Source organism: Lentzea sp. NPDC051208, from assembly GCF_040682435.1.
In the GTDB taxonomy this organism is placed as follows: Bacteria; Actinomycetota; Actinomycetes; order Mycobacteriales; family Pseudonocardiaceae; genus Lentzea; species Lentzea kristufekii.
This window is the reverse complement of record NZ_JBFBAW010000011.1, coordinates 219,251-235,101: the sequence shown is the minus strand read 5'-3', so window position 1 is coordinate 235,101 and position 15,851 is coordinate 219,251. Positions and strand designations below refer to the sequence as shown.

Genomic DNA, 15,851 nt, shown 5'->3' with positions numbered 1-15,851 from the left:
TGGTATCGATGTGCCACATGAGGCCCACGTCACCGGTCCGGACCGGGAATTCTAACGTAGCGTCGTCGCGTGAACGCACAACGTCGATCGTTCCTGCTTAGGCCGTTCGAAGGGCGCACAGATGCGCACGCACGGGCTATTCTGTGCGCATGAGTCCAGCCTTGGAGACGGTGCTGGCCAAGGCCGGCCTGCAGGTGAGCCCCGACGAGTTCCTGGCCCTCGTGGCCGACGCGGCACGAAGGCTCGCCCCGCCGCACCCAGAACCGGCCACCTACTTCACGCCGGACCAGCAGGCGGCGCTGACCGACGTGGGCCTGGACCTCTCGCCCGCCGGTCCTGCCGACGCCAAGCCACGCACCCGCACGGTCGTGGCCCACGCGGTGCTGCGCGACTCGGCGCTGACCGTGAACGAGGCCGCGCGCCAGCTCCAGGTCGACACCAGCCGCATCCGGCACCGCCTCGGCGTCGGCAGGCTCGTGGGCTGGAAGGACAGGGGCAGCTGGCGCCTGCCCGCGTGGCAGTTCGCGGGCACCGGCGTGCTGCCGGGCCTCGAAACCGTCCTGGCGGGCATCCCGCAGGACCAACCGGCACTCGTCGTCGCCGCGTTCATGACCACCCTCCAGGAGGACCTGCCAGTGGACGGCAAGCCCGCGACCCCGCGCGACTGGCTCCTGGCCGGAGGGGACCCGCGCCGAGTCGCCACCCTGGCCTCCACGCTCGGCACACCTGCCTGAGCGTTCCCGAACACCCGACAGGACCCGAATGTCACGGCTTCCGCAGCCGCCTGCCCCTGCCGTGCTCCAAGCGCACCTGCGCCGCACCGAGGACGTGGTGGCGGTGCACCGGGCGACCCGCCTGGTCCGCGTCTTCACCGCGAAGGGCTCCCACCCCCAGCGCTGGAACACGTTCCGCTACACGGGCCCACTCCCCCACGCACGCTTCGACGCGCAACAACCGGCAGACGACGGCAGCCCGGTCCAGGACCACGAGAACGGCGTCCTGTACTTCGGCCTGTCCGTCCGCACGTCGATCGCCGAGGTCTTCCAGGCCACGTCGATCGTCGACCGCCGCACCCGCTCGCCGTTCCTGGTGGTGCTCCGTCCTCGTCGCACCTTGAGGCTGCTGGACCTCGGCGGGCTGTGGCCCACGCGTGTCGGCGCCTCGCAGGAGATCTCGACGGGGCCGAAGCTGGTGACGCAGGCGTGGTCGCGTGCGATCCGGGCGGCCTACCCGGAGTTGGATGGGCTTTGGTACCGGTCGTCGATGGACTCCGGCGATCCGGCGATCTGCCTGTGGGACCCGCCTGGGGCTTCCGGACTGCCCGCGGCGCCGGACGTGTTGCTGCCGCTGGACCATCCTGGGCTGGACCTGCCGTTGGCGCGTGTGTGCGAGGAGCTGAACTACACGCTGCTGGGCTGATCGCTTGCCTGATCGCGAGTTATCCACAGGCAGGCAGGTCGCTGACCTGCGACGATCTGTTCTGGACTAGCCTGTGGATAGAGCGGGAACCAGATCGGAGGTTCGCGCGTTGCGACAGGAGGAAGCGCGCGGGGGAGCCTGGCAGAGCGGTCGACCGGCACTGCTGTAATCGGCGAACCGATGCGGTTGTAACCAGCGAACCGGCTGCGGTGCTTCGTGACCCGGCGAACCGGTGCGGTGCTTCAACTCCGGCTACGCGATCTGGACCCACGCGGTCGCAGGCGACGTGCTGTTCGACCTGGAATTCTGCTTCGGGTGCTTCTGGGTGGGCGTGCGGGAGACGGGGAACCGGCAGCACCTCGTGGCGTTCGACGCCGATTCCCCGCCCGCGCAGGAACTTCTGGCCCAGTTCAAGGCCTTCAGGCCTTGAGGTAGCGGCCCCACCACTCCAGCACCGCGTCGAAGCGCTGCTTGCGGTGCCGCGGCTGCCCGGACCGGGTCAGCTCGTGCCCCTCGCCGGGGAAGATGAGCATCTCCGTCTCGACGCCGCGCCGCTTCAACGCCACGAACATGCGCTGCGCCTGCTCCAGCGGGCAGCGCCAGTCGTGCTCGGAGTGGACGACGGCGAACGGCAGGTTGATTTTCTCGGCGTAGGTCAGCGGTGACATCGCGCGCTGCGCCTCGGGATCGGTGCCGCAGTAGGCGTCGGCGAAGAAGTAGCCGATGTCCGAGGAGCCGCCGAACGAGTCCCAGGCGTTCACGGCCCGCTCGCTCCAGGCCGCCTTGAAGCGCTCGCCGTGGTGTGCGGACAGCCACGACGTCATGAAGCCGCCGTAGGAGCCGCCCATCACGCCGACGCGTTCGGCATCGCAGTCCTCACGGGCGAGCGCCACGTCCAAAAGGGACAGGACGTCGTCCACGTCGACCGTGCCGAACTTGCCGACCACCGCCTGGCCGTGGGCCTGGCCGTAGCCCGCCGAGCCGCGCGGGTTCGGCAGCACGACGGCGTAGCCCGCGGTGGCGTAGACCTGGGCCTCGTCGAAGAAACCCCAGCTGTGGTACATGAACGGGCCGCCGTGCACGGCCATGACGACCGGGTGCGGGCCGTCGCCTTCGGGCAGCACGAGCCAGCCGTGCACCGGGTAGCCGTCGGAGGCGGAGCCGGAAAGCTCCACGACCCGGCGCGCGGAGACCGACGAGAACGCCGTGCGCACACCGGTTCCGACGAACTCGACCTGGCCGGGGCTGTCCGGAGTGGACACGACCGCGACCACAGTGGACCCGTCGGTTGCGAACGACCGGACAGCGGCCGAGGAACCCGTCAGCACCTCGCCGGGGCCGCCGTCGAACGGAATGCGCTGCAACTCCAAGGCGCCTCGGTTGCGCACGACCAGGAGCACGCCGGACGAGTCGGCCACGGGCTGGCCCGAAAGCCGTTCCACGTCGACGGTTTCGACGTCGGTGAGCCGGACGGGAGCGGAACCGTCCACCGGCGACTTCCACAGGCCGTGGTTGCGCGCCACGGCGTCGATCCCGGTGAACTCGGTGCCCAGCCAGTAGAGCGCCCCGTTGGCGACGAACGGCATCGAGACCTCACCGGCGCCGCGCACCAGCAGCGAGATCTCGCCGCCGGCGGCGGGGACCGTGTACAGGTCGGAGTGCAGGGTCTCGGAGACGCCCAGGTCGCGCGGGGCGACGAAGACCAGCGTCGCGTCGTCGAGCCAGGCCGGGTCGGAGACGTCGTGCGCGCCGTCGGTGACCTCGGAGACGGCACCGTCCAGGTCGACGACGTGCAGGCGCGGGCGGCGGTCGATGAGGAAGCCGACGTCGTCGACGCGGTAGTCCAGGCGCGTGATGCGGCGGGGCGGCTCGGACTCGGGGCCGTCGTCGGTGGTGCCGTAGCGGCCGGCTTCGGGCACGCGGGCCACGAAGGCGAGTCGCGACGAGTCCGGCGACCACACCGGGGCGCCGGCGCCCAGCGGCAGATCGGTCAGCCGGCGCGGCTCGCCGCCGTCCACCGGAACGACGTAGAGCTGCGGCTTCGACTTTCCGCTGACGCGCAAGAACGCGACCAGCCTGCCGTCGGGAGAAATGCGCTGCGCATTGTCACGATCACCGTGCGTCCACGGTGTTGTCGTGCCGTCCGGGAACACCCGGTGCAGGCCGCCCCGGTAGGTGTTCTTGTCGAGGTCGGGCGTGGTGATGCTGACCAGCACCAGGTCTCCGGACACGGCGACGGTGCCGGGCGTGGTGAGCAGCTGCAGGTCTTCTGGGCGCACGGCGTGGACGCTAACAGAACTTGTTAGCAACGCTCAGAGTTATTTGTTGACCGATCACAAAAATTGACTCAGCGCATAGATTCCCGCGTATGACGCGCATCGTGTTCTCTGGGGGCAGGGTCTTCACCGGCCGGGCATCGGAGCCCGGCGACGTGGTGGTCGAGAACGACCGCATCGTCGACGTGGGCATCGGGCTCGACGGCGACACCAAGGTCGACGCGACCGGCCACACGATCCTGCCGGGACTGTTCGACTGCCACGTGCACCTCATGTTCAGCGGCGCCGACCTGGTGCGGTCGCTGAACACGCCGTTCTCGCTGCCGTTCTACGAGGCGATCGGCAACATGAAAGCGACGCTGCAGTGCGGCATCACGACGGTCCGCGACGCACTCGGGGCCGACCTCGGTGTCGCGGAGGCGGTCCGGCGGGGCCTGGTCCAGGGCCCGCGCATGCAGATCGCGGTCAACATGGTCTCGCAGACCGGCGGCCACAACGACGACTGGATGCAGTGCGGCGCCCACATCTCCCCGCCGCTGCACCCCGGCCTGCCGGACACCGTCGCCGACGGTCCCGAGGAGCTGCGCAAGGTCATCCGGACGCTGGTCCGCCACGGTGCCGACATCATCAAGATCGCGTCGAGCGGCGGCGTGATGTCACCGCGCAGCAACCCCAGGCACGCGCACTTCCGCGACGAGGAGATCGCGATGATCGTGCAGGAGGCCAACGCCGCGGGCATCGCGGTGATGTCGCACGCCATGAGCGGCGACGGCATCCTCACGGCGGTGCGCAACGGCGTGCGGTCCATCGAGCACGGCGTGTTCCTCACCGACGAGGGCGTCGAGGAGATGCTCAAGAACGGCACGTGGCTCGTGCCGACGCTGATGGCCCCGCGCATGGTGCTCGACCAGGCAGCCGCCGGCATGGCGATCTCGGACGTCATCCTCGACAAGGCCAACGCCGTTGTCTCGCAACACTTCCAGGCGTTCCAGAAGGCGCACCAGGCGGGCGTGAAGATCGCGATGGGCACCGACTCCGGCGTCGGCCCGCACGGCGACAACCTCAACGAGCTGACGTTGATGGTCGAGTACGGCATGTCCCCGGCCGAGGCGCTCCACGCGACCACCACGTCCGCCGCGGAGCTCATGCGCCTCGGGAACGAACTCGGCGAGCTCGCCCCGGGCAAGCTCGCCGATCTCGTACTCGTGGAGGGTGACGCCGAACAGCACGTGAAGGCCGGAACTTTGAAGCAGGCCATCCGCGCCGTCTACCAGAACGGCGTCTCCCAGAGCGGTGCGGTCCAGAACGTTGCCGGGTGAAATCGCGGTCAGACGGGTGCATCGTGGTGCCGCGAGGCGCCCTGCTGAGCGTGAATCCACCCGCCAACGGGCTGGGTCGCGCCGCTAGCTAGTGGTTGGCGTCGGCGCCGATGTGCTTCGCGGAGTCCGGGTCGCGACGCACCTTCAGCAGGCTGGCGATCGTCGTGATCGCCAGCACGCCGATGATCACCGACAGGGAGACCTCGATGCCGATCGTCGGCACGTGGAAGGGCTCGCCGCCGTTGAGGAACGGCAGGGTGTTGGTGTGCAGGGCTTCCAGGATCAGCTTGATGCCGATGAAGCCGAGGATCACCGACAGGCCGATCGACAGGTAGACGAGCTTCGCGAGCAGGCCGCCGAGCAGGAAGTACAGCTGGCGCAGGCCCATCAGCGCGAACGCGTTGGCCGTGAACACCAGGAACGGCTCCTTGGTGAGGCCGAAGATCGCGGGGATCGAGTCGAGCGCGAAGAGCAGGTCGGTGGAGCCGATCGCGACCATCACGATGAACATCGGGGTCACGAAGCGCTTGCCGTCGATCTTGATGAACGACTTGGAGCCGTGGAAGTCGTTGGTCACCGGGAAAACCTTGCGCACCATGCGCAGCATCAGGTTCTCCTTGTACTCCTCTTCCTCGTCGTGGTTCTCCCGCGCCAGCTGCCAGCCGGTGTAGATGAGGAACGCGCCGAAGATGAAGAAGACCCAGCTGAACTTGGCGATGAGCGCCGCGCCGGCCGCGATGAAGATGCCGCGCATGACGAGGGCGAGCAGGATGCCGATCAGCAGCACCTTGTGCTGGTGGATCGCGGGCACCTTGAACGTCGTCATGATGATCAAGAAGATGAAGAGGTTGTCGACGCTCAGCGAGTACTCGGTGATGTACCCGGCGAAGAACTCCGTCGCGTACTGACCACCTGAGAAGTACCAGATGCCGAGGCCGAAGACTGCGGCCATCGCCACGTAGAAGATCACCCAGCGGGCGGCTTCACCGATCGTCACCTCATGGGGCTTTCGATCGACGATCACCAGGTCCACGGCCAGCAGAACGAGCAGACCACCGATCGTCGCGATCCACATCCATGCGGGGACGTTCACAACCCAACCTCCGGGATTCTCAGCGCATGCCAGATAAACCCGGAGGTCTCCTCCGCCGCCGAGATGATCTCTCGAACGACCAACGGCACCGGGAGCTCCATGCCGAGCTCCGTACTGACGACACCGCTGCTTAGGGAGTACTCCCCTCCATGCTGCGTCAATATTGTGCTCTACGAAGAGCGGTTAGCGCCACACAGGGTGAGCAGACCCACGCAACCAGGTGCGATGGGAATACGCAGCGTGTCGTTCGGGTTGAACCGACCACTACCTGAAGCCCTGCTGAAGATCCACTGATGCTGAGACCGCGGGCGGATCCCGACAGGACGTTCTCAGCAAAACTCGCATATCGTCAGCGACGTGTCCCGCCTCTCCCGCCTTCGCGGCAGGTGGACGATCCCCGCATTGATCGTAGTACTCGCCCTCGTCGCAGGTGGCGTGTACTTCACTCGATCCGGAGACGACCCCGTAGCCGTTTCCTTCAAAGAAGCGAACATCGACGCACCTGAGAGCGCTGACAGCGCCCAGACGGTGACGATCGAGACGCGCCTCTACCTCCCCCAGCAGACGCCCGCGCCCGCGATCATGCTCGCGCACGGCTTCGGCGGCAGTTTGCGCAGCGTGCACACGCAGGCGGAGGAGTTCGCGCGACGCGGCTTCGTCGTTCTGACGTGGTCCGCACGTGGATTCGGCCGCAGCACGGGCCAGATCGCGCTGAACTCCGTCGACCGCGAGGTCCGCGACGCGCAGAAGCTCCTCGACTTCCTCGGCACCCGTGACGAGGTGGAGAAGGACAGCGGCGGCGACCCCCGCGTGGGCGTGACAGGCGCGTCGTACGGCGGTGCGCTGTCACTGCTGCTCGCGGGCGTCGACAAGCGCGTCGACACACTCGTCCCCGTCATCACCTACAACGACCTCGCGCAGGCGCTGCTGCCGAACTCGGCGCTGGCGACTCCGCGCGCGGACGCCACCCCGTCCGCCACGGCGTTCGGTGAGGACGGCGTCTTCAAGCGTTCGTGGGCGGGCATCTTCTTCTCCGCGGGCATGACGTCGATCGACCTCGCGTCGCCCACGGGTGACGCGCCCGAGCAGGGCCAGCGGGAGCCGAGCCAGAACTCCGTCCAGGCACCGCAGCAGCAGCCGGGCGGCAACTCCGGCGCCCAGGGCCAGCAGCCGCCCACGCCGTCCATGGGCGCTTGCGGCCGCTTCACGCCCGAGGTCTGCGCCGCCTACACCGAGGTCGCCACGACGGGCCGTGCCTCGCAGCAGACGCTCGACCTGCTGCGCAAGTCGTCCCCCGTCGCCGTGACCGACCAGATCAAGCAGCCGACGATGCTGGTGCAGGGCGAGCAGGACACCCTGTTCGGTCTCGACCAGTCCGACGCCACCGCGCGTCAGATCGCCGCGGCCGGTGCCCAGGTCAAGATGGTCTGGTACGCGGGCGGCCACGACGGCGGCAACCCCGGTACCGCGCTGCGCGGCCAGATCGCCGACTGGATGGACTTCCACCTGCGCGGCAAGGGCGCCGACCCCGGCACGGGCTTCGAGTACACGGTGCAGGGCGCGTTCCGCTCGTCCGGCCAGCCGTCGCTGCGCACGGTCGTGGCGCCGTCCTACCCCGGCCTCGCCCAGGGCTCCTCGACCGAGCGCAAGACGCTGAAGCTCAGCGGACGCGAGCAGGTCGTGGTGAACCCGGCGGGCGGCAACCCGGCGTCGATCAGCAACCTGCCGGGCCTCGGTTCGGCGCTCTCGCGGTCGTCGGCGATCTCGTCGCGGCTGTCGCTCGACATGCCGGGCCAGGCCGCGGTGTTCTCCTCGGACGCCCTGGACTCGCAGGTGCTGCTGACCGGTTCGTCCACGGTGAAGCTGCGCGTCGCGCGCGGTGACCAGAACTCCGGCGAAGCGATCCTGTTCGCGAAGCTCTACGACGTCTCCGCGGACGGCACCCGCACGCTGCCCGGCTCGATCGTCGCGCCGTTCCGCGTGGCGCTGCCGCCGGACGGGTCCGCCGCCGAGGTGACCGTGACGCTGCCCGGCACGGTCCGTCCCGTCGAGAGCGAGCACAAGCTGGCTCTCGTGGTGTCGACGACGGACCAGGCGTTCGCGAACGCCGAGCAGCCCGCCGCGTACCGGATCTCGCTGGCTTCCGACGAGATCTCGGTGCCCGTGGTCTCCGGCCGCAACGTCACCGAGGGCTTCCCGACGGGAGCCCTGTGGGGCATCGCGATCGCGCTGCTCGTGCTGATCGGCTCCGGCATCGTCGCGATGTTCCGCCGCCGCATGGCGCAGGACTCCGATCCCGACCTCGCCGACGTGCCGCTGGTCATCTCGAACCTGACGAAGGCCTACCCCGGCGGCGTGACCGCCGTGAAGGACCTCTCGTTCCGCGTCGAGCACGGCATGGTCCTCGGCCTGCTCGGCCCCAACGGCGCCGGCAAGACCACGACGCTGCGCATGGTGATGGGCCTGATTCACCCGTCCGAGGGCCACATCCGGGTCTTCGGCCACAAGGTCACGCCGGGCGCTCCGGTGCTGTCGCGCATCGGTTCGTTCGTCGAGGGCTCCGGCTTCCTGCCGCATCTCTCCGGCGCCGCGAACCTGCGCCTGTACTGGGCGGCGACGGGCCGGCCGGAGGAGGAGGCGCACGTCGAGGCGGCGCTGGAGATCGCGGGCCTCGGCAACGCGGTGCACCGCCGCGTGCGCACGTACAGCCAGGGCATGCGCCAGCGGCTGGCGATCGCCCAGGCGATGCTCGGCCTCCCGGACCTGCTGATCCTGGACGAGCCGGCCAACGGGCTCGACCCGCCCCAGATCCACCAGATGCGCGAGGTCCTGCGCCGCTACGCGGCGGCGGGCCGCACGGTGGTCGTGTCCTCGCACCTGCTGGCCGAGGTCGAGCAGACCTGTTCGCACGTGGTCGTGATGCACAAGGGCCAGCTCGTCGCCGCCGGCGAAGTGGCCGACATCGCGGCGGGAGGCGGCGAGGCGACGTTCCGCGTCGACTCCCCCTCGAAGGCAGCCGATGTCCTGCGGAGCCTCGAAGGCGTGCACGACGTGCACGAGGACGAGGGTGCCGTGCACGCGTCGATGAACGGTGTCCCGCGCGCCGCCGCCCTGTCTGCCCTCGTGGCAGCCGGCGTGGCGGTGGACCAGGCGGGCCCGCGACGCAGGCTGGAAGACGCGTTCTTGGAGCTGGTCGGTGAATGACTTCCTGATGGCAGCGGCGTCCGCCACGGCGGACGCCCCGAACCCCGCCGCCGTCGAGGTGCTGGCCGAGGCCGGCCTCGACGTGGCGGACGAGATCGCGGCGACGCCCGCGTTCGCCCCCGTGCGGACCGCGAACCCGAACCGCACGAAGGCACCAGTCCCGCAGGAGGTGGACCGATGAACGACAACAGCGTCCACACCGATCCAGGCGCGCTCAAGGACCTCACCGACGCGGCCGCCCAGCAGCACACGAAGGTGGCTCCGGACGGCTCGTCGGTCGGTTACAAGGCGCGCCGCACCCTCCGCATCCACGTGGAGCTGCAACGGCAGATCCGCCGCCGCAGGACCCAGCTCGTGCTGGGCTTCCTGGTGCTGCTGCCGTTCATCCTCGCGGCGAGCTTCGAGATCGGGCAGTCCGACCCGAACCGCCGCTCCGGCGGCTTCGTGGACCTCGCGACCGCCAGCGGCATCAACTTCGTTGTGCTCACGCTGTTCGTGAGCAGCAGCTTCCTGCTGCCGATGATCGTGGCGCTGTTCTTCGGCGACACGATCGCGTCCGAAGCGTCGTGGTCGAGCCTCAAGTACCTGCTCGCCGCACCGATCCCGAGGCACCGCCTGCTGCGCCAGAAGGCCATCAGCAGCGGCATCCTCAGCGTCTTCGCCCTCGCCCTGCTCCCCGCGGTGGCCTTGGGCGTGGGCGTCGCCTGGTACGGCACGGGCGAGGTGGTGAGCCCGACCGGCGAAGCCGCCCCGTTCGGCGACGGCGTGCTCGCCATGGCGTTCGCCGTCATCTACATCTCGATCAACCTGTTCTGGGTCGCGGGCCTCGCGATGTTCCTGTCCGTGTCCACCGACGCGCCTCTCGGCGCGGTCGGCGGCACGGTGCTCGTCTCGATCGTGTCGCAGATCCTCGACCAGATCGAGCCGCTCGGGGACCTGCGCAACTACCTGCCGACGCACTACGCGATGGCGTGGGCCGACCTGCTCTCGACCGACATCGACTGGTCGGAGATGGCCCGCGGCACGTTCTCCGCGCTCGCCTACGGCGGCATCTTCACGCTGCTCGCGGCACGGCAGTTCAAGACGAAGGACATCACGAGCTAGTGGTGTGGCCCGGAACGTTGCCGGGCGAATTCGCGGTCAGACGGGTGCATCGTGGTGCCGCCCCTACGCCTCATACTGGATGTATGGGCGTGGGGGCGGTGCCGCGAGGCGCCCTGCTGAGCGTGAAGTCGCTCGCCAACGGGCCGGGTCGCACCACTAACTAACGCAGAACTCGTTGCCTTCAGGGTCGAGCATCACGACCCAGTGGCCCGTCTGGTCGTTGTGCTCACGCACCCGCGTCGCGCCCAGCGAAACCAGGTGGGCCACTGCGTCGAGACCGGGCCGGATGTCGAGGTGGACGCGGTTCTTCGCGGTCTTGCCCTCGGGCACCCGCTGGAACAGGAACCGCGGCCCCTTGCCGTCCGGGTCGATGATCGCCGCGTAGTCGTCCACCGAGTCGAACGGGATGTTGTTCTTCACCGCGAACTCCTCCCACGTGGCGAAGCCGGGAGGCGGCGGCTGCTGGACGTAACCGAGCGCCTGCGCCCAGAAGTCGGCGAGCTTGGGCGGGTCGGCGGCGTCGAACGAGATCTGCATTTCCGTTGCCATGCGGCCACCGTAGAGACCAATGCGGACAACCACTGTCCGGAGTAGCGCGCCCTCTCATGTCACGTCCTGTGCACTTCGTGACCGGCGGCGACGACCAGCCCGGCGTGAACGGCGGCCTGCTCCCGCCGGGGCCCGGACCCGGCCCCGGACGCACCGGTCGACGGCTACGTCATGACGATCAGCGTGGCCGACATCGACGTGACCATCGCCGCCATCGAGGTCAACGGCGGCACCGTGGCCCTGCCCGAGGACAAGATGCCCGGCGTCGGCCTGCTCGCGTACTACAAGGACACCGAGAACAACAACATCTTCGGCATCATCCAACCGGAAGAGCGCTAGACAGCAGGCCGCCTCCCCTTGGGCAACCGCGCGACGACGGCCTCGTAGGAGCCGTCGACCAGCTCCAACAGGTCGTCGTCGGGCACAGACCCCTTGAGCGCGATGGTGTTCCACCCGTACCGGCCGACGTACCCGCTCACCGTGACGTCCCCGGGAAAGCGCTCTCGCCACACCGAGGCAGCCTCGGCGTCGGCACCGCACTTCAACCCGACGGTGTGCGCGTCAAGCCCGATGAAGGCGAACGCCTTGCCACCGACCTTGCACACCAACTCGGCCTCGCCCCACGGATACGTCTCCTCGGCACCAGGCTTGCCGGCGCAGTAGACGATCAACTCATCCAGTGTCACAACAGAATTATCGCGCGCCGAACACAGCAACGAAACGAGTGAGCAACCGGGCGAACACCACCCGCTCCTCCTCACTCCAGTCCGCCATGGCGACAGCACAAGCACTCTGCCGCGCCCGATGCAGCTCAGCGGACGTAGCCCGCCCCCGAGGCGTCCGCACGAGCAACACCCGCCGCCCATCGGCCTTGTCGGCGACACGGGCCACCAACCCGGCCTCAACGGCACTGGTGACGAGCTTGCTGGCCCGAGGCTGATCAACGTGCAAAGCCAAGGCAACACTGGAAACCGTGGCCTGAGCCCCGGTCCGCTCAGCCGTCTCCACAACATCGAGCACGTCGAAGGCAGGCACAGCCAACTCGGCCAAAGCCCGACGAGACTGACTACGCCGCACAGCGATCAGCGCCTGCTCCACCGCGGCAAGGTGGGAGTCCACATCCACCCCGAGATCATGGCGGCCCACGGCCCTGACGAAAGCGGTCCGCCAACATCTCACCCCAGAGGGCGATTTACGGGAAGCACGCAAATCGTTACAAGCGCACAGGATTACGCACCGACACGGCGATCTAACCCACCGCACGCAACACGCATCCACAGTGGACACGCGACCCAGCCCCAAGCGATGCCACCCAGACCACGCGATGCCGCAGGCGAGCAGTCATTCCTCAAGGGAGCGGGGCAGCCACCACCCAACGCAACAGCACGCCGCCCGAAGCAACAGGCGTGCCATCTACCCGCGCGCGGCGTGGGACCGGCTCCTTTGGGAGTGCCGGGAGTCTGAGGGCAGAGCCCTCAGGGGGAAGCACGCAACGCAAGCCGCCGCCCGCAAGGCAACCACCTCACCCGGCCGCGCCAAAGATCACTTGACCCCAGCCGCGTCCATCCCCCGCAACTCCTTCTTCAAGTCCTGGATCTCATCCCGCAACCGAGCCGCCAACTCGAACTGCAGATCCCGGGCAGCGTTCATCATCTGATCACTCAAGGACTGCACCAGATCAGCCAACTCCGACCGGGCCATCCCAGCCCGCTCCGCCGAAGCCACCACCCCGGAAGACCGGCCACTCTCCCCAGCGGCCCGCTTCCCCCGGGACTGGTTCCGCCCAGATCCACCAACCGGAACCTCGTCCTCGATCTCGGAGTACACCGCCTCCAGGATGTCGGTGATCTTCTTCCGCAGTGGCTGCGGATCCAGCCCGCGCTCAGTGTTGTAAGCGACCTGCTTCTCACGCCGCCGGTTGGTCTCCTCGATCGCGTGCCGCATGGAGTCGGTGATCCGGTCCGCGTACATGTGGACCTCACCGGACACGTTTCGAGCGGCACGGCCGATCGTCTGCACCAGAGAGGTCCCGGAACGCAGGAACCCCTCCTTGTCGGCGTCGAGGATCGCCACCAGCGACACCTCGGGAAGGTCGAGGCCCTCCCGCAGCAGGTTGATGCCGATCAGCACATCGTACTCGCCGAGGCGGAGCTGACGCAGCAACTCCACCCGGCGCAGGGTGTCGACCTCGGAGTGCAGGTACCGCACCCGGATCCCCAGCTCCAGCAGGTAGTCCGTCAGGTCCTCGGCCATCTTCTTCGTCAGCGTCGTGACCAGGACCCGCTCGTCGCGTTCGGCCCGCTCGCGGATCGAGTGCACCAGGTCGTCGATCTGGCCCTCGGTCGGCTTGACGACGACCTCGGGGTCGATCAGGCCGGTGGGGCGGATGACCTGTTCGACGAACTCGCCGCCGGTCTGCCCCATCTCGTACGGGCCCGGGGTGGCCGACAGGTACACGACCTGGCCGATGCGGTCGGCGAACTCCTCCCACGTCAGCGGGCGGTTGTCCATCGCGGAGGGCAGCCGGAAGCCGTGCTCCACGAGGTTGCGCTTGCGGGACGCGTCGCCCTCGTACATGCCACCGATCTGCGGCACCGTCACGTGCGACTCGTCGATGACCATCAGGAAGTCGTCCGGGAAGTAGTCGATCAACGTCGCCGGCGCCGTGCCGGGGCCACGGCCGTCGATGTGGCGCGAGTAGTTCTCGATGCCGTTGCAGAAGCCGACCTGCTTCATCATCTCCAGGTCGTACTGGGTGCGCATGCGCAGGCGCTGGGCCTCGAGCAGCTTGCCCTGGCGCTCCATCTGCGCGAGCGTCGTCTCCAGTTCGGCCTCGATGTCGCGGATCGCGCGCTCCATCCGCTCCGGGCCCGCCACGTAGTGCGTCGCGGGGAAGATGCGGAGCTCGGAGACCTCCTTCACCACGTCGCCGGTGAGCGGGTGGAGGTAGTAGAGCTTGTCGATCTCGTCGCCGAAGAACTCGACGCGGATGGCGAGCTCCTCGTAGGACGGGATGATCTCGACCGTGTCGCCGCGCACGCGGAACGAGCCGCGGGTGAACGACATGTCGTTGCGGGTGTACTGGACGTCGACCAGCAGGCGCAGGAACGCGTCGCGGTCGACCTCCACGCCCGTCTCCAGCGGGATCGAGCGGTCGAGGTACGACTGGGGCGTGCCCAGGCCGTAGATGCACGACACGGACGCGACCACGATGACGTCGCGCCGGGTCAGCAGCGACATCGTGGCCGAGTGGCGCAGGCGCTCGACGTCCTCGTTGATCGAGGAGTCCTTCTCGATGTACGTGTCCGTCTGCGGGATGTACGCCTCGGGCTGGTAGTAGTCGTAGTAGCTGACGAAGTACTCCACCGCGTTGTGCGGGAAGAGCTCCTTCAGCTCGTTCGCCAGCTGGGCGGCCAGGGTCTTGTTCGGCGCCATCACCAGGGTGGGGCGCTGCAGCTTCTCGACCAGCCACGCCGTGGTCGCCGACTTACCGGTACCCGTGGCGCCGAGCAGCACGACGTCGCGCTCGCCGGAGCGCACGCGCCGTTCGAGCTCGGCGATCGCCGCCGGCTGGTCGCCCGCCGGCTGGTAGTCGCTGACCACGCGGAACTGCCCGTCGGAGCGGACGATGTCGCCGACGGGACGGTGCTCGGAGTGCGCCTTGACGGTGCTTTCCTCTGGCGGGAGCTCGGTTGCGAAAGCCACGGGAAGCACGTTACGCCGGAGGTCTGACAATTTCCGATTATGCCTGGTCAGACCCCCTCGAAGACCTCAGTCGCAGGGGCAGCAGTTGCAGTCGCAGTCACAGTTCGGGCCGCAGTCGGGGCCGGGGTCGCAGCCGTCCCGCCGCTTGTCGCTCCAGGGCCCGGGGAACGGATCGCGGCAGCAGAACTGGCAGGTCCCGCACATGTAGAGGAACGCGCCGCAGCCCTCGAAGCACCCGCGCGGCTGCCGCTGCCAGTTGAGCCGGGGGTACGACCACAACCCGCTGCCGGGATCCGACCAGCGGGGCTTGCCCGGCGGGTACTGGTGCCTCTTGCGCTTGCCGAACACCCGGACGATCGACTCCTCCAGCTCGTGCACCAGCAGCTTGTGCACGAGCCGCGCGTCGGTGAACTCCACGTCGCCGAGCGCCAGCCTGATCCCCGCGACCGCGTCCAGGCACAGCCGGTGCGCCTCCTCGACGGACGTCCCGGTGGCGAGCAGCGGGTTCCACGCGCCGGAAGCGCGGTCCTCCTCCAGGTCCTCCACGGCGTCGATCAGGTGCGCCACCCGCCCGAACAGCCGTCCCACCTCGCGCAGCGGCTCCACGTTCCCGGGCCTGCCGGCGATGATCGCGGTCTGCCCGACGGCGAACGCGGTCGCGGTCTCCGTGGGTTCGGTGACCACGAGCACCGAGCTGCCGAGCCCTGCCCCGGCCTCCACCTCGGGCTGCCGCCGCACCGCGTCCACCATCACCGACGCGTCGAACCCGAGGTCGGACGCCGTCCCGAGTCCCTTGGAGGCCCAGCGCTGCGCCACCGCGCGCCCCGCCCACCCGAGCCGGCCCGCGAGGCCGTCGCCGTCGTCCACGTGGTCCTGGATCTTCAACGACGCGAGCACGAGCGACACCGAGGCCGCCAGCCGCGCACCGTCGCCGACGGCCACGTCCGCGGACTTCATGCCGCGCAACGCGCACGGCCCGGCGGTCCGCCGCGAGACGCCGGACTGCGCCTCCACCGCGGCCGAGATCATCAGCCCGTCGTAGTTGGTGACGAGACGCGAGAGATGACCGTGCTCGTCACGCAGCGACAGGCACATTCCACAAAGGTGTGAAAGCCACGCGGACCGCAGCTCAGCGCCCATTCTGTTGCGACAGGGGCGGATGATCCCGAACATGCGCGGCAT

General features: G+C 68.7%; 15 protein-coding genes. 8 read left to right on the top strand and 7 right to left on the bottom strand.

Annotation, left to right across the window (positions count from 1 at the left end; translation table 11 throughout):
* Window positions 1–149: 149 nt before the first annotated feature.
* The 3 genes from AB0M48_RS26890 to AB0M48_RS26880 all read left to right on the top strand — a co-directional run bounded on the left by AB0M48_RS26890 (window position 150) and on the right by AB0M48_RS26880 (window position 1,849).
* A complete protein-coding gene (locus AB0M48_RS26890) occupies window positions 150–734 on the top strand; it encodes a DNA-binding protein (RefSeq protein WP_363846962.1) in 585 nt (194 codons plus the stop codon).
* A 28-nt stretch (window positions 735–762) separates the two neighbouring features.
* On the top strand, window positions 763–1,419 hold the full coding sequence (locus AB0M48_RS26885) for an RES family NAD+ phosphorylase (RefSeq protein WP_030466547.1): 657 nt from the start codon (window positions 763–765) through the stop codon (window positions 1,417–1,419).
* 286 nt (window positions 1,420–1,705) lie between these two features.
* Window positions 1,706–1,849 (top strand): hypothetical protein, encoded by a 144-nt coding sequence (locus AB0M48_RS26880; protein ID WP_363846959.1) that lies wholly within the window; start codon window positions 1,706–1,708, stop codon window positions 1,847–1,849.
* Here the strand turns inward: AB0M48_RS26880 and AB0M48_RS26875 are convergent.
* Window positions 1,839–3,698, bottom strand: a complete 1,860-nt coding sequence (locus AB0M48_RS26875) for a S9 family peptidase (RefSeq protein ID WP_363846957.1) — start codon at window positions 3,696–3,698, stop codon at window positions 1,839–1,841. The genes AB0M48_RS26880 and AB0M48_RS26875 overlap by 11 nt on opposite strands.
* An 89-nt stretch (window positions 3,699–3,787) precedes the next feature.
* On the opposite strand from AB0M48_RS26875, the gene AB0M48_RS26870 reads away from it, so the two are divergent.
* The gene (locus tag AB0M48_RS26870) at window positions 3,788–5,014 is read left to right on the top strand and encodes an amidohydrolase family protein (RefSeq protein WP_363846955.1); all 1,227 of its coding nucleotides are present in this window, start codon (window positions 3,788–3,790) and stop codon (window positions 5,012–5,014) included.
* An 88-nt stretch (window positions 5,015–5,102) separates the two neighbouring features.
* Here AB0M48_RS26870 and AB0M48_RS26865 read toward each other — a convergent pair whose 3' ends face one another.
* Window positions 5,103–6,107, bottom strand: coding sequence for a TerC family protein (locus AB0M48_RS26865; RefSeq protein ID WP_266041775.1), 1,005 nt, complete (start codon window positions 6,105–6,107; stop codon window positions 5,103–5,105).
* Between the two features lie 357 nt (window positions 6,108–6,464).
* On the opposite strand from AB0M48_RS26865, the gene AB0M48_RS26860 reads away from it, so the two are divergent.
* Genes AB0M48_RS26860 through AB0M48_RS26850 form a run of 3 tightly spaced genes read left to right on the top strand, consistent with a single transcriptional unit; the run spans window position 6,465 to window position 10,415 of the window.
* On the top strand, window positions 6,465–9,311 hold the full coding sequence (locus AB0M48_RS26860; protein ID WP_363846953.1) for an alpha/beta fold hydrolase: 2,847 nt from the start codon (window positions 6,465–6,467) through the stop codon (window positions 9,309–9,311).
* Window positions 9,304–9,492 (top strand): hypothetical protein, encoded by a 189-nt coding sequence (locus AB0M48_RS26855; protein ID WP_319982050.1) that lies wholly within the window; start codon window positions 9,304–9,306, stop codon window positions 9,490–9,492. The genes AB0M48_RS26860 and AB0M48_RS26855 overlap by 8 nt, the downstream gene beginning before the upstream one ends.
* Window positions 9,489–10,415 (top strand): ABC transporter permease subunit, encoded by a 927-nt coding sequence (locus AB0M48_RS26850; protein ID WP_363846950.1) that lies wholly within the window; start codon window positions 9,489–9,491, stop codon window positions 10,413–10,415. Before AB0M48_RS26855 ends, AB0M48_RS26850 begins: the two co-directional genes overlap by 4 nt.
* Before the next feature lie 156 nt (window positions 10,416–10,571).
* On the opposite strand, the gene AB0M48_RS26845 is transcribed toward AB0M48_RS26850, so the two are convergent.
* Complete coding sequence (locus AB0M48_RS26845; protein WP_363846948.1) at window positions 10,572–10,964, bottom strand: VOC family protein; 393 nt, start codon at window positions 10,962–10,964, stop codon at window positions 10,572–10,574.
* Between the two features lie 171 nt (window positions 10,965–11,135).
* Between AB0M48_RS26845 and AB0M48_RS26840 the strand changes: the two genes are divergently transcribed.
* Window positions 11,136–11,303, top strand: coding sequence for a hypothetical protein (locus AB0M48_RS26840; RefSeq protein WP_363846946.1), 168 nt, complete (start codon window positions 11,136–11,138; stop codon window positions 11,301–11,303).
* Here AB0M48_RS26840 and AB0M48_RS26835 read toward each other — a convergent pair.
* The 4 genes from AB0M48_RS26835 to AB0M48_RS26820 all read right to left on the bottom strand — a co-directional run bounded on the left by AB0M48_RS26835 (window position 11,300) and on the right by AB0M48_RS26820 (window position 15,842).
* The gene (locus tag AB0M48_RS26835; protein ID WP_319982053.1) at window positions 11,300–11,650 is read right to left on the bottom strand and encodes an MmcQ/YjbR family DNA-binding protein; all 351 of its coding nucleotides are present in this window, start codon (window positions 11,648–11,650) and stop codon (window positions 11,300–11,302) included. The genes AB0M48_RS26840 and AB0M48_RS26835 overlap by 4 nt on opposite strands.
* 7 nt (window positions 11,651–11,657) lie before the next feature.
* Window positions 11,658–12,089, bottom strand: a complete 432-nt coding sequence (locus AB0M48_RS26830) for a MarR family winged helix-turn-helix transcriptional regulator (RefSeq protein WP_319982054.1) — start codon at window positions 12,087–12,089, stop codon at window positions 11,658–11,660.
* Between the two features lie 417 nt (window positions 12,090–12,506).
* Window positions 12,507–14,669 carry an excinuclease ABC subunit UvrB gene (gene uvrB, locus AB0M48_RS26825; RefSeq protein WP_363846943.1) on the bottom strand — a complete coding sequence of 721 codons (2,163 nt, stop codon included), beginning with the start codon at window positions 14,667–14,669 and terminating at the stop codon, window positions 12,507–12,509.
* Between the two features lie 66 nt (window positions 14,670–14,735).
* Window positions 14,736–15,842: a DUF5685 family protein gene (locus AB0M48_RS26820; RefSeq protein WP_363846941.1), complete on the bottom strand. Its 1,107-nt coding sequence runs from the start codon at window positions 15,840–15,842 to the stop codon at window positions 14,736–14,738.
* Window positions 15,843–15,851 lie beyond the last annotated feature (9 nt).